The organism is Caballeronia telluris (assembly GCF_001544495.1).
Classification (GTDB): Bacteria; Pseudomonadota; Gammaproteobacteria; order Burkholderiales; family Burkholderiaceae; genus Caballeronia; species Caballeronia telluris.
In genome coordinates this window covers 171,050-191,348 of record NZ_FCNZ02000005.1, presented here as the reverse complement: position 1 = coordinate 191,348, position 20,299 = coordinate 171,050, and the positions used below count along the sequence as shown (strand labels likewise).

General features: G+C 64.8%; 18 protein-coding genes and 1 riboswitch. All 18 genes read right to left on the bottom strand.

Going from position 1 to position 20,299, the window contains the following annotated elements; genetic code table 11:
• Positions 1-38: 38 nt before the first annotated feature.
• Positions 39-1,466, bottom strand: coding sequence for an efflux transporter outer membrane subunit (locus tag AWB66_RS08810; RefSeq protein WP_087629900.1), 1,428 nt, complete (start codon positions 1,464-1,466; stop codon positions 39-41).
• Positions 1,463-2,686, bottom strand: coding sequence for an efflux RND transporter periplasmic adaptor subunit (locus AWB66_RS08805; RefSeq protein WP_087629899.1), 1,224 nt, complete (start codon positions 2,684-2,686; stop codon positions 1,463-1,465). Before AWB66_RS08805 ends, AWB66_RS08810 begins: the two co-directional genes overlap by 4 nt.
• 24 nt (positions 2,687-2,710) lie before the next feature.
• Positions 2,711-5,896 carry an efflux RND transporter permease subunit gene (locus tag AWB66_RS08800; RefSeq protein WP_087629898.1) on the bottom strand — a complete coding sequence of 1,062 codons (3,186 nt, stop codon included), beginning with the start codon at positions 5,894-5,896 and terminating at the stop codon, positions 2,711-2,713.
• Positions 5,897-6,233: 337 nt separating this feature from the next.
• A complete protein-coding gene (locus tag AWB66_RS08795; protein WP_087629897.1) occupies positions 6,234-6,527 on the bottom strand; it encodes a DUF4148 domain-containing protein in 294 nt (97 codons plus the stop codon).
• Positions 6,528-6,718: 191 nt separating this feature from the next.
• Positions 6,719-8,536 (bottom strand): allophanate hydrolase, encoded by a 1,818-nt coding sequence (atzF, locus tag AWB66_RS08790; RefSeq protein ID WP_087629896.1) that lies wholly within the window; start codon positions 8,534-8,536, stop codon positions 6,719-6,721.
• Positions 8,537-8,549: 13 nt separating this feature from the next.
• Positions 8,550-12,146 carry an urea carboxylase gene (uca, locus tag AWB66_RS08785; RefSeq protein WP_087629895.1) on the bottom strand — a complete coding sequence of 1,199 codons (3,597 nt, stop codon included), beginning with the start codon at positions 12,144-12,146 and terminating at the stop codon, positions 8,550-8,552.
• 170 nt (positions 12,147-12,316) lie between these two features.
• Complete coding sequence (locus AWB66_RS08780; protein ID WP_087629894.1) at positions 12,317-12,958, bottom strand: urea amidolyase associated protein UAAP2; 642 nt, start codon at positions 12,956-12,958, stop codon at positions 12,317-12,319.
• Positions 12,959-12,974: 16 nt separating this feature from the next.
• Entirely contained in the window at positions 12,975-13,679 is a 705-nt protein-coding gene (locus AWB66_RS08775) for an urea amidolyase associated protein UAAP1 (RefSeq protein ID WP_087629893.1), read from the bottom strand.
• 14 nt (positions 13,680-13,693) lie between these two features.
• Positions 13,694-14,485: an ABC transporter ATP-binding protein gene (locus tag AWB66_RS08770; RefSeq protein WP_087629892.1), complete on the bottom strand. Its 792-nt coding sequence runs from the start codon at positions 14,483-14,485 to the stop codon at positions 13,694-13,696.
• Entirely contained in the window at positions 14,482-15,297 is an 816-nt protein-coding gene (locus tag AWB66_RS08765) for an ABC transporter permease (RefSeq protein ID WP_087629891.1), read from the bottom strand. Before AWB66_RS08765 ends, AWB66_RS08770 begins: the two co-directional genes overlap by 4 nt.
• 29 nt (positions 15,298-15,326) lie before the next feature.
• Complete coding sequence (locus AWB66_RS08760; RefSeq protein WP_087629890.1) at positions 15,327-16,400, bottom strand: putative urea ABC transporter substrate-binding protein; 1,074 nt, start codon at positions 16,398-16,400, stop codon at positions 15,327-15,329.
• Between the two features lie 60 nt (positions 16,401-16,460).
• Positions 16,461-16,577: riboswitch (guanidine-I (ykkC/yxkD leader) on the bottom strand.
• A gap of 252 nt (positions 16,578-16,829) precedes the next feature.
• The gene (locus AWB66_RS08755; protein WP_087629889.1) at positions 16,830-17,021 is read right to left on the bottom strand and encodes a hypothetical protein; all 192 of its coding nucleotides are present in this window, start codon (positions 17,019-17,021) and stop codon (positions 16,830-16,832) included.
• A gap of 41 nt (positions 17,022-17,062) precedes the next feature.
• Positions 17,063-17,206 (bottom strand): hypothetical protein, encoded by a 144-nt coding sequence (locus AWB66_RS33645; protein ID WP_159462894.1) that lies wholly within the window; start codon positions 17,204-17,206, stop codon positions 17,063-17,065.
• Between the two features lie 171 nt (positions 17,207-17,377).
• Positions 17,378-18,247 (bottom strand): anti-sigma factor family protein, encoded by an 870-nt coding sequence (locus tag AWB66_RS08750; protein ID WP_087629888.1) that lies wholly within the window; start codon positions 18,245-18,247, stop codon positions 17,378-17,380.
• Positions 18,244-18,762 carry an RNA polymerase sigma factor gene (locus tag AWB66_RS08745; protein WP_087629887.1) on the bottom strand — a complete coding sequence of 173 codons (519 nt, stop codon included), beginning with the start codon at positions 18,760-18,762 and terminating at the stop codon, positions 18,244-18,246. Before AWB66_RS08745 ends, AWB66_RS08750 begins: the two co-directional genes overlap by 4 nt.
• 42 nt (positions 18,763-18,804) lie before the next feature.
• Positions 18,805-19,425 (bottom strand): anti-sigma factor family protein, encoded by a 621-nt coding sequence (locus tag AWB66_RS08740; RefSeq protein WP_125469689.1) that lies wholly within the window; start codon positions 19,423-19,425, stop codon positions 18,805-18,807.
• Between the two features lie 127 nt (positions 19,426-19,552).
• Positions 19,553-19,861, bottom strand: a complete 309-nt coding sequence (locus AWB66_RS08735; RefSeq protein WP_087629885.1) for a DUF4148 domain-containing protein — start codon at positions 19,859-19,861, stop codon at positions 19,553-19,555.
• A gap of 91 nt (positions 19,862-19,952) precedes the next feature.
• Complete coding sequence (locus AWB66_RS08730) at positions 19,953-20,273, bottom strand: DUF4148 domain-containing protein (protein WP_087629884.1); 321 nt, start codon at positions 20,271-20,273, stop codon at positions 19,953-19,955.
• Positions 20,274-20,299 lie beyond the last annotated feature (26 nt).

Genomic DNA, 20,299 nt, shown 5'->3' with positions numbered 1-20,299 from the left:
TACTATACGAGCCTTGCGGCCCGCATGCTTGCCTGCTTTCATCGCGATGCCTCCTCACTCGACGTCTGCCATCCGCCGCCCAGTGCCTTGACGAGCGAAACCGATAGCGTCATCTGCTGGCCGCGAATCTGCACGTCTTGCCGCTCGCTCGTGAGCAGCGACTGCTGTGCGGTGATCACATCGAGAAACGCGACGAGGCCGCCGGAATAACGATCGTTCGCGAGCGTCAGCAATCGCTGCGCATCGCTGACGGCTGCGCGCGACTCCTTCGCGGCACTATCGAGCACCGACAGTCCGACGATGCCGTCCTGCACCTGTTCAAACGCAGTGAGGACCGTCTGACGATAGTTCGCCTCGGCGGCCTTGTAGCCTTCATTGGCGAAATCGACGTTCGCCGCGCGCCGTCCGCCGTCGAAGATCACCTGGCTCGCCATCGTGCCGAGCGTCCACAAGAGGCTCGGCGCGGAGAGCAGGTTCGCGAACTCCGTGCTCTCCCAGCCGATGTTGCCGTTGAGCGTGAGGCTTGGAAAGAACGCGGCCTTGGCGACGCCGATCTGCGCGTTCGCCGCCGCCATCGCACGTTCGGCGGACGCGATGTCGGGACGGCGTTGCAGCACATCGCTCGGCACGCCGAGCGGAATGGCCGGCACCGCGCTCGCAACGACCATCGGCGCGATTGCGAACTGCGGTGCGGGCACGCCGACGAGCGCCGCGATCGCATGCTCGAACTGCGCGCGCTGCGTGTGCAGCAGGCGCGCTTGAACCCGCGTCGTATCGAGGAGCGATTGCTGCTGCAAGACGTCGAGCCCCGATACCGCGCCGAGATCATGCTGCGCCTTCACGTAGTCGAGCGCCTTTTGTTGCAACACGACCGAGCGGTCGAGCACGTCGATCTCCGCATCGAGTTCGCGCATCGAAAAGTAATCGGTGGCGAGATCGGTGGTGAGCACGAGGCGTGCGTTCGCGAGATCGTCGGCGGACTGTTGCGCCGAAGCTGCCGCGCCTTCCACCTGACGCCGGATGCGGCCGAAAAGGTCGGTGTCATAGTCGATGGTCGGGCCTAAGCGCAGATCGTTCTGCACGGTCGAGCTGTTCGGCAAGGCGTAGTTGTTGACCGGCCGGTTGCGGGAGATGCGCGCGCGCGATGCCTGCGCCGACAGATCGATCTCCGGAAGACGCTGCGCGGCCGTGTTCGCGAGCGTGGCTCTCGCTTGCGCGTAATGGGCGCTCGCGGCGACGAGCGTCTGGTTCTGCGCGAGCGCTTGCGTTTCCAGCCCGACGAGTTGCGGATCGTCGAACGCGAGCCACCAGTCGGGCGCGAGCGGCGCATGCGACGGCTCGGCGAGCCGCCAGTACGAGTCGGTCTTCCAGGTCGGCGGCGCGTCGGCCTGCGGCGCCTTGTAGTCGGGCCCGAGCGTGCAAGCCGAAAGAAGCAGCGCGCCGAGCGCCGCACAGGTGCGCTTCATGATGCCTTCTTGCCTTTCTGCTGGGGCGAAGCGATCAGCACATGATCGCCATCCGCGATCGAATCGCTCGGGTTGACGATGACCTTGTCGGTCGGCTCGATCCCACTTTCGATTTCAAGCGACTGCCCGAGGTCCTGCGCAATGTCGATCTTGCGCAGATGCACTTCGCCGTTCGCATCGACCACCGCGAGCCGCGGTCCCTCCGCGCGAAACAGGAGCGCGTTGCCGGGCACGAGAAGCCGTGCGTGGACGGCCGCTGGCAACGCGACCTGAACGTACGCGCCGGGACGCAGGCGGCCATCGGGATTGGGCAAGGTGACTTCGACCTGCAGCGAACGCGTCGGCACATCGATTGCGCCCGAGATGTGCGTGAGCGTGCCGTGAAATGGCTGGCCCGGCAATTCCGCCTGCGTCACGACCACGTGCTGGCCCACGCTCACGTTCTGCGCATACGCTTGCGGAAGCTGAACATAGACACGCAGCGGGTCCGACTGCGCCAGCGCGAAGAGCGCGCGGCTCGCGCCGCTTCCCGCATCGATCAGATCGCCGACATCGACGTTGCGTTGCGTGACCACGCCCGCAAACGGAGCGACGATCCGCTTGAACGATTCGAGCTGGCGCAGACGCCGCACGTTCGCATCGGCTGCCGCGAGATTGGCGACATCCTGGTTGTAGGTGCTCTGGCGCTCGTCGAGTTCCTGCTGCGAGACGGCATCGCGCTGGCGCAACTGCTGCCAGCGTTCGAGCGAGCTTTTGGCGAGGCCGAGGCTCGAACTCGTCTGGTCGCGTTGCGCGACGGCCTGCGCGAGTTCCTGATCGATCTCGGGCGTATCGAGGTCCGCAAGCAGTTGTCCCTGCTTCACGCGCGTGCCGATATCGACATACCAGTGCAGCAGATAGCCCGTCGCGCGCGCATGGATCGGCGACTCGACGAAGCCGCGCAGCGTGCCGGGCAAGAGCGTTTCGCCGCCGTTGTCGGTCTGCGTCGGCGTCACCACGTTGACGAACTGCTTCGCGTTTTGCTGCGTCGTCGCGGCAACCGAGCGGCTGTGCATCATGTCGACGACGACCGTGCGCACTGCGCCGAGCGCGAGCAGCGCGAGCACGATCAGAAGCGCGATCTTCGCGCGCCGCCACTCGACGTTGCGAGGCGGCAGCCCATGGCCTTCGTCGGGGTCGCGCGCGGGGATCGCAAGCGATGCATGGGTTTTCTCGGTCATGTCAGTCCGTCGCAGGGTGGCGTTTCATGCCGGATCCTGGTGTGCATCGGCATCGTCGGCATGGCGGGCCGCTTCACGGCGCGCAAGCCGGCTATGGATGCTCGCGAAGATCACAGGCACGAAGAACAAAGTGGAAACCGTGGCGAAGAGCAGCCCGCCGATCACGGCGCGGCCAAGCGGCGCGTTCTGTTCCGCGCCTTCGCCGAGACCGAGCGCCATCGGAATCATGCCGATGATCATCGCGAACGCGGTCATCAGCACGGGCCGGATGCGGCTCGCGCCGGCTTCGAGCGCGGCGGTGAGCGGCGGCGCGCCGGCGGTCAGCCGCTGGCGCGCGAACGCGACCATCAGGATGCTGTTGGCGGTCGCGACACCCATCGTCATGATCGCGCCCGTCAGCGCGGGCACCGAGAGATGCGTGCCGGTGAGGAAGAGCATCCAGATGATGCCGGCGAGCGCGGCGGGCAACGCGCTCACGATGATGAGCGGATCGATCCACGACTGAAAGTTCACGACGATCAGCAGATAGACGAGCACGATCGCCATCGCGACACCGATACCGAGCCCGAAGAAGGAACTGCGCATCGTCTGCACCTGTCCGCGCACGACGATCTGGCTGCCGCGCGGCAGCGCGCGGCGCGCGTCGTCGACGAGACGGTCGACCTGCCGCGCGACGCTGCCGAGATCGCGCCCTTCGACGCTCACGAACAAATCGATCACGGGCTTGATGTTGTAGTGCGTGACCACCGCGAACTGGTTCTGCGGACTGAGGCGCACGAGGTTGCCGAGCAGTTGCGTGGGACCGTTGACGCTGGCGGAGACCGGCGTGCGCAGCAGTTCGTCGATCGACGACACCTGATACTGCGGCGTCTGCACCGCGAGGTTGTACTCGACGCCGTTCCTGCTGTTGAACCAGAAGCCGGGAGAGGTTTGCGAGCTGCCGGAGAGCGAGATGAGCACGTTCTGCGCGACGTTGTTCGCGCTCAGGTTGAGCTGCTGAAGACGCGTGCGGTCCATTTGCAGATTGATGGCGGGCTCGTCGAGCTTTTGCTGAATATGTGTATCGACGGTGCCAGGGATCATGCGCACCTGCTTCATCAGCTTGCTCGCCACCTGGAAATTCGCTTGCTGGTTAGCGCCGGATATCTGCACGTCGACGGCAGCGGGCAGGCCGAAGTTGAGAATCTGCGTGACGATGTCGGCGGGCTGGAAGAAGAAGTCCACGCCCGGAAAGCGTTGCGGCAGGACTTCGCGCAGCTTGTCGATGTAGCTTTCGGTCGGCTCGTGATCCGGGGTCAGCGCGACCTGTATCTCGCCGTCGAGCGTGCCGATTGTGCCCGCGTTGCTGTACGACAGATTGATGCCGCTATAGGGCAGACCGAGGTTGTCGAGGATCGTCGAAAGCTGGGTCGGCGGAACGATCTGGCGCACGACCTTCTCGACTTCGTCGGCGAGACGCGCGGTTTCCTCGATGCGCGTGCCGGTCGGCGCGCGCAGGTGCATGCGGATGTCGCCTGCATCGACGCTCGGGAAGAAGTCTTCGCCAAGCACGAAGACGAGTCCCGCCGACAGTACGCAGAAGCCGAGAAAGAGACTCGCGAAGACGCGGCGACGCACGAGCAGGCTGCTCAGAATGACGATGTACGCGCCGCGCATGCGCTCGAAGCCGCGATCGAAACGCTTGTGCAAGCGCGTGAAGAGGCCGGGTCGGGCGTTCGCCTTCGGCTTGTGCGCGTGGCCCATCAGCAGCATCGCGAGCGTGGGCACGAGCGTGCGCGAGAGCACGTAAGAAGCGAGCATCGCGAACACCACCGCTTCCGCGAGCGGCACGAACAGGAACTTCGCGACGCCCGTCAGGAAGAACATCGGCACGAACACGATGCAGATGCAAAGCGTCGAGACGAGCGCCGGCACCGCGATCTCGCCCGCGCCTTCGAGAATCGCTTCGTGAAGGTCGGTGCCGAGATGCAGATGCCGCTCGATGTTCTCGATGGTGACCGTCGCGTCGTCCACGAGAATGCCGACCGCGAGCGCGAGGCCGCCGAGCGTCATGATGTTGATCGTCTGCCCGAGCGCATGCAGCGCGAGCAACGAGGAGAGAATGGAAAGCGGAATGGAGATTGCGATGATGCAGGTGCTGCGCCAGTTGCCGAGAAAGAGCAGGATCATCGCGGCCGTGAGGGCGGCGGCGATCAGCGCTTCGCGCACCACGCCCTGCACGGCAGCCTTGACGAACACGGACTGGTCGAAGAGCGCGGTGATCGAGAGGTCGGGCGGCAAGGCCGCCCGTGCGCCGGGCAACAGGTCATGCAGGGTGTTGACGATCGAAAGCGTCGATGCACTGCCGTTCTTCAGGATCGAGATCAGCACGCCGCGCTGGCCGTTCTGCCGGACGATGTTGGTCTGCGGCGAGAAGCCGTCGCGCACGTGGGCGACCTCGCGCAGATAGGTCGTCGCGCCGTTGAGCGTGCGCACCGGAATGTCGTTCAGGCCCGCGACGGTCGCGGGCGAACCGTTCATGTTGATCGTGTATTCCTTCGGCCCGATCTTCGCCGTGCCGGTCGGCAGGATCAGGTTCTGCGCGTTCACCGCGCTTACCACGTCGGAAGGCGTGAGGTCCTTGGCGAGCAGCGCGCGCGTATCCAGATCGACCGAGATGAGGCGCGTCTTGCCGCCATAGGGATAGGGCACGGCCGCGCCCGGAATCGTGACGAGCTGCGGGCGCAGGAAGTTGAGCGCCGTGTCGTTGAGGTCTTGCTCTGAGAGCTTCGGGCTCGACAACCCGAGCTGGATCACCGGAATGCTCGACGCGGAATAGCTGATGACGAGCGGTGGCGTCGCGCCCGGCGGCATCTGCCGAAGCTGCGCCTGTTCGACGGCCACCGTCTGCGCGATGGCGGTCTGGATGTTCGCGGTCGGTTGCAGGAACAGCTTGATGATCGCGATGCCGGGCAGCGACTGCGACTCGATGTGCTCGATGTCGTTGACGGTCGTCGTGAGGCTGCGCTCGTTCACCGACGTGATGCGGTTCGCCATCTCCTCCGCCGAAAGCCCCGTGTAGTTCCAGATGATGCTGACCACGGGAATGTCGATGTCCGGAAGCACATCGACGGGCGTCGTCAGCAAGACGAAGGGCGTCGCCAGCAGGATCATGATAGCCATCACGATGAACGTGTAGGGCCGCTTCAGCGCAACGTTGACTATCCACATTGATGCGTGCTCGAGCCATCCGGCAAGAAGGGATCAACGGCTAAGCGCGCAAAGGCGCCCTGCCGGACGGTGATAGACGGGGACGGTCGGCGTATGGCGCGCGATCGTTGGAGAGACGCGCCCGATCGGGTCTTGCGCGAACCAGCCTCTATGTTAGAAGGCCGGTGCCAACGCCGACATGACGCGAAAATGGCAGAACGGTCAGGCAGCGGCAACGGCGCGCGGCGCGACGTTCATGCGAAGGGAAAAGCGATGAGCGACGCGCGGTTTTCATCGACCGCGCACGGGGTCCGGGCGTGGCCGTCCGGGATCGTGCGTCGAAGGGAAAAAAAGACGCTTACTGCGAGTTCGTGGGCATCGCCGTACCCGAACCCGAGGTGCCTTCCACCGAAGGCCCATAGCTCGTCATGCCGGGCTTGGCGTTGACGTCGCCCGCCTGCACCTTGGCTTCGGCGGCCTGCAGGTTGTTCGGATAATACGGGTCCCTCAGCGCGGGATCGTAGCCGGCCTTTTCCAGTTGCACGAGTTCGGCGCGGACCTGCGCGCGCGTCAGGGGCTGCTCCGACTGGGCATACGTGACTAACGGCGAAACGGCCAGAACAACGGCTGCGGCGCGGATCAATGTCTTCATGATGAACTCCTCGGGATGAAAAGACGTGCGCGTTGCGCGATGAATGGACGCGAACGACCACGAGGCCCAAGTGTAGGGCGCATGTCGTGACGAGATGCTGGCGCCGAGATGGCGCAGCGGTCACTTAAGTGAGACGAAACACAACGCGGCGGCTAAAGAGCGATCGGAAGGTGACGAGAGGCTTTCATGCGTCAGCTTGCGCTCGCCTTTGCCGTGGCAAGCCACGCACGCCAGCCGCCGAAGTGCGTGATGTCGATGGCGCCATCGAGTCCGTATCCTTCGCAGACGAAGCCCGTCTCCCAACTGCCATCGGCGAGTTCGACCTTGCCGAGCGCGAGCGGCGCAGGGATGCCAGCGAGGAATGAGCCCAGTTCGGCGCTCGGCAACTCCCAGACTTCGACTTCGATCGCAGCGCCTTCGCGCGCGACGCGCTCCATGCCCGGACGGCGCGTCTCGCCTTCATTCGCCGGGAGCACATGCAGACGATAATGCGGCGCACTGGTGGTCGCTTCGACGAGGCGCGCGCCGCGAGCCCGCAACTGACCGTTGAGCGGCAGGCCGGCTAGATGCGCGCCGCACACGACGATCCGCACGCGGTCGTTGCGCGCCGGCTTCTTCGCTGGAGCGAAGTCGGGCGAAGCACCGCCGACGAGCGGCAAGCCGCAGGACCGCTGCAAGGTATCGGCGACGCTCAGCAAATACTGGTCGGTGAATGCGCGTCCGAACACGGTGATGCCCCACGGCAATCCGTTCTTCATGAAGGCGGTGGGTGCCGCGACGGCCGCGTAGTCGAGCAGGTTCATGAAGTTCGTGTAATAGCCGAGCAGCGAATTCGGGCCGATAGGATCGCGTTCGAGTTCGGCCAGCGTGACCGGACGCGGATAGCTCGGCGTCAGCACGAAGTCGAGATCGTCGAGCACGGCATCGCAGGTCTTCTTGAGCGCCTGCAGCCGATACTGCGCGCGAAATGCGTCGACGGCCGTCGTGCCCGGCGCCTTCGCGAGCACATCGCGGATTACGGGCAGAACGGCCTCGGGCTGCTTCTCCATCAACTCGCCCGCCACGCTGTAGCGCTCCGCCACCCACGGCCCTTCGTAGAGCAGTTTCGCCGCCTCGACGAAGGGCGCAAAGTCGATTTCGACGGCGGTCCCGCCTGCCGCCACGAGCGCCGCACGGGCTTGCTCGAACAGCGCAGGACTCTCCGCACAACCCGCGAACTCCAGTGACGCGGGCACGCCGAAGCGAAACGGCGGCAGCGCACCGAACGCGGCCGCATCGTTGAACTGCGGGTTGGCGCGGCTATAGGCATCGCGCGCGTCTTCCTTCGCGGTCAGCGCGAGCAGTTCGCTCGCTTCCCGCGCGGTGGCGGTGAAGTAGGTGACGCAATCCAGCGTGCGGCAAGCAGGCACGACGCCGGCCGTCGAGAGCAGGCCCTTCGTCCCTTTCAAGCCGACGAGGTTGTTCAGTGCTGCGGGCACGCGGCCCGAGCCGGCGGTATCGGTGCCGAGCGCGAAGCTCGCGACGCCCAGCGCGACCGCGAGCGCCGACCCCGCGCTCGATCCGCCCGACGGGTAATCCGGATGCACGCTGTTCTTGCACTTGCCGTAGGGCGAGCGCGCGCCGTTCAGGCCCGTCGCGAACTGATCGAGGTTCGTCTTGCCGATGGGCACGGCGCCGAGCGCGATCAACTGCGCAACGAGCGTCGCCGATTGGGCCGGCATATAGGCGAACGCGGGACATGCGGCCGTCGTCGGAATGCCGGCGAGATCGATGTTGTCCTTGATCGCGAAGGGGATGCCGTAGAGCGGCAGCGTATCGACGTCTTGCACTTCGAGTGCGGCGAGATACGGTGCGAGTTCGTCTTCGCTCAGCAGATGGATGAAGAGATTGAACTCGGGGTTGAGCGCCGCAGCCTTCGCGCGCAATTCGCCAATGAGCTTCGCGGGCGTCGTGTCCTTCGCGCGGTACGCGGCGCGCAACGTGGAGAGACGCAGGTCGAATGAGGGCATGGGTCGGTTTTCCTTAGAGGCTGTCGATGACGGCAACGCGTTGTCCCGCTTTCACGGGCGTTCCCGGTATCACGTGAATATCGCTGACGATGCCTGCACATGGCGCGCAAACGGAGATCTCCATCTTCATCGATTCGATGACGAACAGCAGATCGCCCGCCGCGACCCGTTCGCCCGACTTCACGCGCACCTGCCAGAGATTACCCGCGATCTCGCTCTCGACCGCGGTCTGGCCGTCTCCGAGGGCGACGGTTTCCGTGTCCGCCGCGACCGGTGGCTCGAAGCTGTCCTGTGCCTGCCCGGCTTCGCGCCAGCGCTCGCGTTCCGCTTGAAACGCGGCTTGCTGGCGCGTGCGGAATGCGTCGATACCGGGCGCTTCGCGATCGAGAAAGGCTTCGTAGTCGGAGAGAGACAGCTCTGTCTCCTCGATCCTGAGCGGATAGCGTCCGAGCGGAAAGTCCTCGCGGATGCGCAGCAGTTCGTCGGCCTTCACTTCGTAAAAGCGTATCTGGTCGAAGAAGCGCAGGAGATAGGGGCGGCCCGCGAAGTCCGCCGTCGCGCGATAGCGGTTCCACATCTGCAGCGTGCGCCCGACGAACTGATAGCCGCCGGGGCCTTCCATGCCGTACACGCAGAGATACGCGCCGCCAATGCCGACCGAGTTCTCCGCTGTCCACGTGCGTGCCGGGTTGTACTTCGTGGTCACGAGCCGATGGCGTGGATCGAGCGGCGTGGCGACAGGCGCGCCGAGATAGACGTCGCCGAGACCCATCACCAGATAGCTCGCATCGAAGACGATGCGCTTCACATCGTCGATTGAATCGAGGTCGTTGATGCGGCGGATGAACTCCAGGTTGCTCGGGCACCACGGCGCATCGCGGCGCACGGTGGTCATGTACTTGTCGATGGCGAGACGGCAAGCCGGATCGTCCCACGAGAGCGGCAGATGCACGATCCGTGAAGGCGCGCGCAAGTCCTTTTGCAGCAGCACGCGCTGCCACGCTTGCCCGACCGTGACGAGCAGTTGCGCGAGCGGCAGGCGTTCGGGCTGGTAATGAATTTGCAGCGAACGGATGCCGGGCGTCACGTCGATCACGCCGGGCAGCGCGAGCGCTTCGAGCGACTGCATCAGCGCATGGCCGCGAAAGCGCAGCACGAGGTCCAGTTCGGCGGGCCCGAGTTCGAGCAGCAGATGCGTATCGCCCGATACGCGCGCCACGAGCCGGTCGTGATTCGCGCCGACGTCGAGCACGATCGGTGAGATGAGCGGACCTGCGGTATGTTTCGGCGCGGGCTGCGCGGCGAGCGTATCCAGTTCGACGATACGCGCAGCGGCGGCCGCGCGCGCTTCATCGAGCCGGACCGGAACGAAGCGCACTTTGTCGCCGGCCTTTAACTGCCCGATCTGCCAGAGGTCCGCTTCGATGATCGTCACCGGGCACACGAAGCCGCCAAGGCTCGGGCCATCGGGACCGAGAATCACCGGCATGTCGCCGGTGAAATCGATCGCGCCGACCGCATACGGATTGTCGTGGATGTTCGACGGATGCAGGCCCGCTTCCCCGCCGTCTTCGCGCGTCCATTCGGGCTTCGGACCGATCAGACGCACGCCGGTGCGGCTCGAATTGAAGTGGATTTCCCATTCGGTATCCAGAAACTGGCCGATATAGCGCGCGCTGAAGTATTCAGGCGCACCATGCGGCCCGTAGATCACACGAAGCGTGCGCACCGGCTCGAGTGCGGGCGCGAACGCAAGGCGCGCGCCATGACTTCGGTCTTCGAGCGGATGCAGATGCAACACGTCGCCCGCGCGCAATGCGCGTCCGCCGTGCCCGCCGAACTGGCCGAGCGTGAACGTGCTGCGGCTGCCGAGATACAGCGCGACATCGAAACCGCCGCGCACGCACAGGTACGCGCGCGCGCCCGCGCCGCGAATCGTGCCCAGCGCGAGCGTCGAGCCTGCTGCGATGAAGAGCGTGCTGTTCATCGGCTGGTCGACACCGTCGATGGTCACGCTCAGCGCCGCACCCGTGATCGCGATCACCGCATCCGTGTTGAAGCGCAGCGTCGGGCCGCTCATCGTGATTTCGAGTGCGCAGGCGCTGTCGGCGTTTGAGAGCAGCCGGTTGCCGAGACGCAGTGCGCGGTCGTCCATCGGACCCGACGGCGGAATGCCGACCGCCCAGTAGCCGAGCCGGCCCGGATGATCCTGCACGGTCGTCTGCGTGCCGCCGCTTACGATCTCCACCGTGCTCGCACGGTAGCGCAGGCCTTCGAGACAGCGCGTCCACGGCTCGCCCGAGGCGAACGGCGTGTCGTCGATAATCTGGCGCAAGTACTCGCGATTCGTTTCCACGCCGTAGATGTGCGTCGCGTTCAGTGCATCGGCGAGCGCCTGACGCGCTTCGTCGCGCGTCGGCGAATACGCGATCAGCTTCGCGAGCATCGGGTCGAAATAGGGCGGCACGTCGCATCCGGCTTCTATCCACGTGTCGATGCGAAGCGCGTGTCCGTCGGCTTGCGGGAACACGACTTCGGTCAAGAGACCCGGGCTCGGCTTGAAATCGCGGCCGGGGTCTTCGGCATAGAGGCGGGCCTGGATCGCGTGACCGCACGGCTTGAGCGATGCGCGGAGTTCTTCGAGCGGCGCGAGTGTACCGGCCGCGAGTTCGATCATCCAGCGCACCAGATCGACGCCCCACACCTGCTCGGTGACGCCATGCTCGACCTGGAGCCGCGTGTTCACTTCGAGGAAATAGAATCGCCCGGCGCTGCTGTCGTACACGAATTCGACCGTGCCTGCCGAGCGGTAATGCACCGCTTTCGCGAGTCGCAGTGCCGCTTCGCAGAGCGCGTCGGTCATGCCTTCGGGCAACGAAGGCGCGGGCGTTTCTTCGAGCACTTTCTGGTTGCGCCGCTGCACGGAACAGTCGCGCACGCCGAGCGCGAGCGCGTTGCCGAGACCGTCGCCGAAGACCTGTACTTCGAGATGCCGCGCGCGTTCGATGTACTTCTCGATGAACACGCCCGCATCGCTGAAGTTGTTCTGGCCGAGCCGCTTCACCACGTCGAAATGTGCGGCGAGTTCGTCCGCGTTCCAGCACACGCGCATGCCGATTCCACCGCCGCCCGCCGTGCTCTTGAGCATCACGGGATAACCGATCCTCGCTGCTGCTTCGAGCGCGCCATCCACATCGTCGAGAAGGCCCGTGCCTTCGAGCATCGGCACGCCTTGTTCCGCCGCGATGGCGCGTGCGGTGTGCTTCAGGCCGAATGCGCGCAGTTGAGCGGGCGTCGGTCCAATGAAGGCGATGCCCGCGGCTCCGCATGCCTCGCCGAACTCCGCGTTCTCCGAGAGAAAGCCGTAACCGGGATGGATCGCCTGCACGTTCTCGCGACGCGCGATATCGAGAATCTTCGCGACGTCGAGATACGTCGCGGACGCGGCGCCTTCGCCGAGCGAGTGCGCAACGGACGCCTCGCTGACATGACGGCTCGCGAGGTCGGCTTCGCTATAGACGGCGACCCCTTGGACGTCGAGCGCGCGCAGGGTGCGAAGGATGCGGCACGCAATGGCGCCGCGATTGGCAATCAGGACTTTCTCGAACATGAGAGGAGGCTGGATGCGTGGGCGGGCCGTCCCGCCACGTGAAAAGATGTTTTCCGGGGTCGTCCCCGGCAGAAGTCTTTAGTGCTTCGCCTTCAGGTCGTCGCGCGCATAGGCGACGAGGCGACCCGCTCGCACGAGCAGCACGAAGTAAAGCCATGCGCGCAGGCGGGTCAGTCCCATATCAGCAACTCGGCAGGCGTCGGGTTATACGCGTTGCAGGGATTGTTCAACTGCGGGCAGTTCGAGATCAGCACGATCACATCCATTTCCGCGCGCAACTCCACGTATTTGCCGGGCGCCGAGATGCCGTCTTCGAAGCTCAGGCCGCCTTCGGCTGTCACCGGGACGTTCATGAAGAAGTTGACGTTAGGGCTCAGGTCGCGCTTGGAGAGGCGTCCGTCGTGTGCGCACGCACGCAGGAAGTTATCGCGGCAGCTATGCATGTAGCGCTTTTCCAGTGCGTAGCGAACGGTGTTGCTTTCCTGCGCGCATGCGCCGCCTAACGTATCGTGCCGCCCGCAGGTATCGGCGACGATGGTCAGCATCGGATTCCCGAGATTCGAATACAACACAGTGCCGGTCGTCAGATACAGGCTTTGCTGGCGACGCAGCGTGCGTTGCGGATCGAAACGTTCGCGCGGATCGTCGAGGCTGAAGAAGAGCGTATCGACGGCCTGATTGCCTTCGATGTCGCGAATGCGCAGCGTCTGTCCTGCCTTCAGTTCCTTGATCCACGGTTCGCCCGCGGCAAGCGTTTCACGATGGACTGCATCGTCGGCTTTCCGGTCGCTGGCGGTGAGGTAGGTCGTCATGGATGTCGGTCTCCGCTCAAAGATAGAAGCGATCGGTATTGATGAAGCCGCGCACGTTTTCCTCGCAGGACGTGCGGCAGATTTCAGCGACTTCGCGGTCGGCCGTCGCGAGCGTGAGCTTGACGGGCTGCGGCGAATAAACCGGGTTCGGGTCGAGGGGATGCTGAATCGCGGTGAGCACGACGAGCGTTTTCATCGGCGCATAGAGTTCGACGTAGTCGCCCGCCTTCGAATTGCCGCTCACGAAGCTGAGCGCGCCTTGCTCGTCCACGTCGACGCGGCTGAAGAGATTCAGCGTCATTAGCAGATCGGAAAGACCGAGGTTCCACTTCCCCATCTCGACGAGCAGGTTGTCCGTGCCGTTGCGATGAAACGCGTTGCGCAGTTCCTGATAGCGGCCCGCGCCGTACTTCTCGCATACTTCATCCGCGTTCGATACGCCGCCGATGCTGTCGTGCCAGCCGCACGTGTCCGCGACGATGGCGGCGAGCACGCGGCCCATGTCGGAGTAGAGGCAATCGCCGGCGGTCAGCTTCGCGGTGTGCTGGCACTTGAGCGTGTCCGGCAGGTTCAGGCGCTCGTTCTTCTCGGCGGCGTTGAACATCATGACGCTGACGTTCGCGCCGCCGCGCAGGTCGGTGATACGCAGCGATTGTCCGCGCTTGACGACGAGCGACGTGTGTCCGCCGCCGGGAACGGATTCTTCGAGTAGCAATTCCATCTCCGTGATGTCCTTTAAGCGGGTAGCGCTTCGGCGCGCGCGGCGCCTTCGACGGCGGCACGCGCGACATGGATCGACGAAGCCGCATCGCGGCTGTGATCGAGCGGAATGTTGTAGGTGATGCGCGCGCCATAGGCGCCGGGCGCCTGAGGATCGACACGCACCTTGTCGAACACGAGGACGCGGCTGCCGAGCGTGAAGCCTTCCTTCAGGTCGTGCGTGACCATGAAGATCGTCAGGCCCGACTCGCGCCATAGATCGAACAGCAGTTCGTGCATGTCGCGACGAATGCCGGGGTCGAGTGCGCCGAACGGCTCGTCGAGCAGCAGGATGCGCGGCTTCATCATCAGCGCCTGGGCGATCGCGAGCCGTTGCTGCATGCCGCCCGAAAGCTGATGCGGATACTTGTCGAGCGCGGCCGCCAGCCCGACGCGCTCCAGCATCTCGACCGCTTCGTCCTGTGCAACACGCCGGGCCGCGCCGAAGAGCCGCCCCATCAATTTCGACTGCCGCAGTTCTAGACCGAGCATGACGTTGCGCACGACGCTCAGATGCTCGAACACCGAGTAGCGCTGGAATACCACGCCGCGATGCGCATCCGGCTCGCCCGGCAGCGGCTCGCCGTCGAGCAGGATGTCGCCGCGCGTTGCGCGTTCCTGGCCGAGCAGCAAGCGCAAGAACGTGGACTTGCCGCAACCCGAAGCGCCGACCATCGAGCAGAACTCGCCTTCGCCGATCGTCAGGTTCAGCCGTTCGAGCACGACCTGATCGCCGTATTCCTTCCACACATTGCGGACTTCGATCATCGCGCGCCTCCGCCGTACCATGGAAAAGCCCACAGCGTGATGCGGCGCAGACCTTCGTCGATGAGCCAGGCGAGCAGCGTGATCCACGCGACGTAAGGCAGGATGACGTCCATCGCGAGATAGCGGCGCACGAGGAAGATGCGATAGCCGAGACCGTCGACCGATGCGATCGCTTCGGCCGCGATCAGGAAGAGCCAAGCCGAGCACAGCGCAAGGCGCAGCGCGACGAGCAGGCGCGGCATCAACTGCGGCACGATCATGCGCAGCATCAGCGTCCAGCTTGTTGCACCGAGTGTTTGCGCCTTGACCCACAGCTCGTTCGGAATCTCGCGGGCGCGCTGCTGGAGATCGCGGATCATCATTGGCGTGATGCCGATCACGATCAGCACGACCTTGGACAGCTCGTCGAGACCGAACACGATGAAGAGAATCGGCAGTACTGCGAGCGGCGGGATCATCGAGATCACGGTGATGAACGGCGAGAGCGTCGTGGTGACGAGCGGGATGCTGCCCGTCACGATGCCCGCGACGAGCGCGATCGCGGCGCTCACCACGAGCCCGATGCCAAGGCGCTTGAGGCTCGCCGCCGTGTCGGCCCACAGCAGGTACTGGCCGGTGCGCTTGTCTTCGGTGAACGCGAACTGATGGATCGCGTCGCTCATTTGCGCGGCGCTAGGCAGCACCTTGTCGTCAGGATTTTCTTTCAGACGCAGCGACGAACTGGTGAAGTACACCGCCAGCAGCACGATGAACGGCATCAGTAGCAGCATCATCGCGCCGCTTCGGCTCGGGTGTCGGTTGATGAGTCGCATCGCGCGGCCTCCTTCTGGTCTCGTGGACTTCAGAGCTTGCCTTCGGCGGCCAGACGCACGTAGGTCGGATCGAAGCGCAGCTTGACGTTGCTCTTGCTGCCGATCACGACACCGTTGTCGAACGCCATGCCGATCGCGTTCGCACTCGGCGCGCCTTGGCCGAGCAGACCGTGATCGAAGGAGAACTTGGCGACGCGCGTCATCGTGCGCGGCAGGTCGGCACTCGTCGCGAAGTCGAGCGCGGCCTTCGGCGTGTAGAAGAGCGCGGTGGTGGAGAGCTGGCCCTTGAAGCCCGCGAGATCAGTGCCCGACGCCTTCGCCATCGCGTTGATTGCAGCGGTGCTGTCGGCGCTCGTCGCGTGCATGAGCGTCATCATCTCGAACCAGGCGCCCGTCAATGCCTTGCCGAGCGCGGGGTTCTCCTGCAGCGTCTTCGTGTTGACGACCATCATGTCCATGATTTCGCCGGGGATCTTGCTCGAATCGAAGACTTCGGTGACGTTCGGCTTCGCCTTCAGGTCGGCGAGCATCGGGTTCCAGGTGACAGCCTGCTTGACCGCCGGCGTGGCAAAGGCCGCAGCAATGTCGGCGTCCGAGGTATTGACGACCTTCAGGTCGCGCTCGCTCATGCCGGCGGATTCGAGCGCGCGGGCAAGCAGGTAGTGCGACACGGAGAACTGCACGAGGTTGATCTGCTGGCCCTTGAGGTCGGCGATCTTCTTGCCTTTGCCCTTGACGAGCACGCCGTCGTTGCCGTTCGAGTAATCGCTCACGATGAGCGCGGTCGTATCGACGCCGCCCGCGGCCGGGATCGTCAGCGCGTCCATGTTGGTCATGGCGCAGCCGTCGAACTTGCCGGCCGTGTACTGATTGATCGATTCGATGTAGTCGTTGAGCTGCACGACATCCACGTTGATGCCGTACTTCTTCGCCCACTTGCTGACGATGCCCTGAGTCTTCGCTTCGCCCCACGGCATCCAGCCCGCATAGATAGTCCAGCAGACCTTGAAGTCCTGGCGGCCAGCGGCGAACGACGAAGAGGAGCACGCAAACGCGGCGAGGGAGAGGGCGGCGATGCCAAGGAGACGGGATAGCTTGCGCATGAGGTTGACCTCGAAGGGGCGGTTATCGGCGGCAGGAGCGGCGCGACTCTCGATCGCGTTCTCTCCCGGGCTTTTATCCCGCCGTGTAACCTCGCGCAGTGCCTTTGAGGTCGACAACTCTCGGACCAGCATCGTTGGGCTTCTTGCCCGCGGACCGGAACCCTAGTCGTCCATTTGCAGATTGTCTTTGCTAAACCGGATGATGCGCCGGCTCCGTGCAGGGCTTTCTATAGCGATAAGCGTGCCATCGCGCTAAAGCCTTGTAGTTGCGCCGATCAGGCGGTCGCCATGCACGCTGATGAAGCGAATTGTTCCGGGCGCCGCGCAATCACGCACGAATGCGGTGCAGGCGCGAGCGCTTTAGGGTCGTCGTCGTGACGGCTTGAGCGCCGTACAGTCCGACGACGACCGTCGATGGTCGACCGTTGGTCAGACCTGATCGCTTGCGTCTTTTGCTTCCTGTTGATCGTGAGCGGCCGATTCGAGCGCGCCCGCGCCCTCGAAGCGCGCGATGGCCGCGATACCCTTCGTCAGCAGCGACGCATTGGCATCGAGTTTTTCCGCAGCCTCGACGGCGGCCACGGCTCCGGCAATCTTGCCCACTTCGTCCAGAATTCCCATTGTCCTTTCCTCGTCCTTAGAAAGCTGACCGGTCGCCAGGCTCAGTGCGCCTTGTGGCAGACGTGATGCATGTGCTTCCAGTGACACTCCTTGTGCTGGGCTGCCTGCGCGAGGCCGGGCGTCAGCGTGGCAATCGTCAGTGCGGCCATCAGGCATGCGGACAGCAGGGCTTTCGTCTTGATCATGATGTTGCTCCAGTGAGTGCTCGCCTCTGCCGCGCCGAACGTGCGGCATGATCGCGAGTCAGTGGAGTAACGGGCCTGCCATCGTCACGTTGACCGATACGAGGTGGATATGACAATTCACATCATCCTTGCAGACGGCCGACAAGACCTCGCAGGCCGGAGACGAACCGCTCAGTCCGCCCTCCGTCCGCTGCCGTTTTCGGTCAACTGCTCGTAGACGTCGTGCGAGACGTCGAGCAGCACCTTGCGGTCGATCGCACCCGAGACCGCGTAGCCGAAGTCGCCGTCGACCCAGTAGAACACCTTCACCGAGCCGTCCTCGTAGAGCTTGAACGCGGTGACGTCGCTCTTAGGCTTGCGATGCGAGACGTTGAGCGTGATGCGCTCGCCGTTGGCATCGTGATACATGAACTGCGCGACCGGGCCGTCCTCGCCGGGTAAAAGGCGCCCGCCCATCAGGTTGAAGCCGACGCGCGTGAGGATCGGCGCGTGCACGTCTGTGCCGAGGCGGCTCGACAGCCACTTGACGAGTTCCTGTTCCTGATCCGCGCCGACCTCGACGGGACGCGTGACCATCGGCGCATAGGTGACGTAGGCGATGGCCGACTGCCGCGCGAACGATTCCTCCTTGCTCGCGCTCACGCGCCGCGCAGGCGAATCGCCGGTCGCCGACATCAGCATCTCGCGCGCGGGCTGGCTCGTCATGCCTCCCACGCCGACCCCGATACCGACGACGAGCGCCGCCGCAAGTCCCGCGAACTGCGGCCAGTTCGCGGCGGCGAACCAGCGCTTGCGAGCGACTTCGGCAACCGGCGCCGCGGGTTCGCGCGGCAACAGACGCTGCGGAACGGGCTCGCTCAGCACGCGGTCGTACCGCTCGTGCAGCAGGTTGCCGAGCGTGAAGTAATCGCTGACGCGTCGCGCGAGCGCATCGTCCGTTTCGAGCAGGCGTTCCACTTCCGCGCGCCGATGCTCGGCGAGCGCGCCGTCCACGTAGGCGTGGATATCCTCTTCGCTGATCGGTCCGTGTTGTTCGTTCATCGCACCACCTTCAGTTTTGCGCCCGGCTGCGCGCCCGCCATCAGCGCGCGCAACCGTTCGCGTCCGCGCGAAAGACGCGACATGACCGTGCCCAGCGGAATGTCGAGCGCGAGCGCGACTTCCGCATAGCTGAGTTCTTCCAGCCCGACGAGCAGCACGACCTGCCGCTGCTCAACGGGCAAGCGTTGCAACGCATAGTCGAGATCGCGCACTTCGAGCGACTGCGACTGCGTGCCCGCGACCGCGAATTCGCTTTCAGGCAACGCGTCGTCGTCGACGGAGACGTGGACCGCTCGCGCGCCCGCGCGGCTCGCCTGATTCGCGAACACGTTATGCATGATGGTGAAGAGCCACGCGCGCAGGTCGGTGCCGGACTGGAACTTGTCCGTGTGACGCAGCGCGCGTTCGAGCGTGTCCTGCACGAGATCGTCGGCAAGATCGCGGTTGCGGATCAGCGCGCGCGCATAGCGTCGCAATCGCGGCACGTGATCCATCAGCTGGTCTCGGACACTCATCTGCTTTCCTTGGCGATCGAGGCATCAGGTTCAAAGCCGGGTTCAGTCCTTCGTCAGGAGGTCGGCCGCGCGCATCAGTCCGCGCGTGCCCGCGTTGCCGCCGACGATCATGCGAACACCGGCGGCAGAGGTCCATTCGAACAGGCGCGCGCCGCCGATTCTACGCGCCCGCCAGGGCGGCGCGGAGGCGCCCGGCTCGCCGCGCACGGTGACGACGACGAGCGGTTCCTGCTGCACGTTGCGGTACACGTAGGCATCGGCGGTGGCGAAAGCGCCGACGATGATCGTGCGTACGCCGATCGCCCTAAAGCCCGCCGACGACAGATCGGGCGCACTCGCGGACGCGGCATGCATGGGCGCGTCCGCGAGTGCGACGATCGCGGCGCGTTCGAGCGCGGCGTCCGGCACGCGCACCGTGACGAAGACCGCCGCCGCGATCAACGCGAAGCACGCAAGCACGGCCATCGCGAGCTGGATGCGGTAGCGCTGTGCCGTGCGCAACGGCGGCGCGCTCTCGCCAAGGTCGCGAAAGACGGACCGCATTTGCGCGTTGAGCCGCGTACAGAACGCGACCCGGCGCGCCTCGTCGGGCCGTCGTGACAGATACGCATGCACGCGGGCAGCGCGCTCGGGCGCGAGAAGGCCATCGGCGAATGCCTGCATGTCGGCTTCCGACAACGGCATGGGGCAAGGCGGATTCACGGTTGACGCGTCCACGGTCGTTGGCGAACAGGGTGGTCTATAAGATGCAAACAGCGCATGCGCACGCTTTATTCCACACGGTCGAAAATTATTGCCCGGAATAGGGCGAGCGCGCGTCCGCATGCGCATCGGGTACGCCCGATGCAAAGCTGCCTTGTGCCGCTGCGCCGTACGCGCTGTTATCGGGCGTGTTTGCCGCCGCGACGCGCGCTTCGGCGGCCTGCAGTTGGTCCGGATAATGAGCGTCCTCTCCGCCGGGCGAATACCCGGCTGCTTCGAGCCGGGCGAGTTCCGCCCTGACCTGTGCACGGGTGACGGGCGCATTCGATTGTGCAAAGACGGAAGGCGTGACGAGGATGGAAGCACAGGCCAGCGTGGCGATGAGAAGCTTGTTCATGACGGCACTCCAGATAAAAAATGGACGAAGGCAAACCGGCGCCCGGACACACTCGGCCCGGACCGCGCGATTTCGATGACCTGCGCGGCGCTCAGGAGCCCGCGTAGATATGGCAGAAGCTGACCGGGCCGACGCACGTGCCCGTCGCGCGGGCGGCGCTCGATGCCGAGCCGGTCATGGCGCCGCCGTATGCGTTGGCGTCCGCGTCGACGTTGCCGCTTGGGCGTTGCGCGACCTGGTTTTGATAAACGGAGTCGACATCCGGATACGACGCATCGGTGACGAGTCGCGAGCCGTTTTGATCGGCGGCGACGAGTTGCGCGCGGACCTCGGCGCGGGTGAGTCCTTCGGCAAACGCCCCCGACGAAACCAGCAGCGTGGCGGACAAGGCAAGGGAAGCAAAGGTCTTCATGTTCGACTCCTCGAAATTAACGGGTG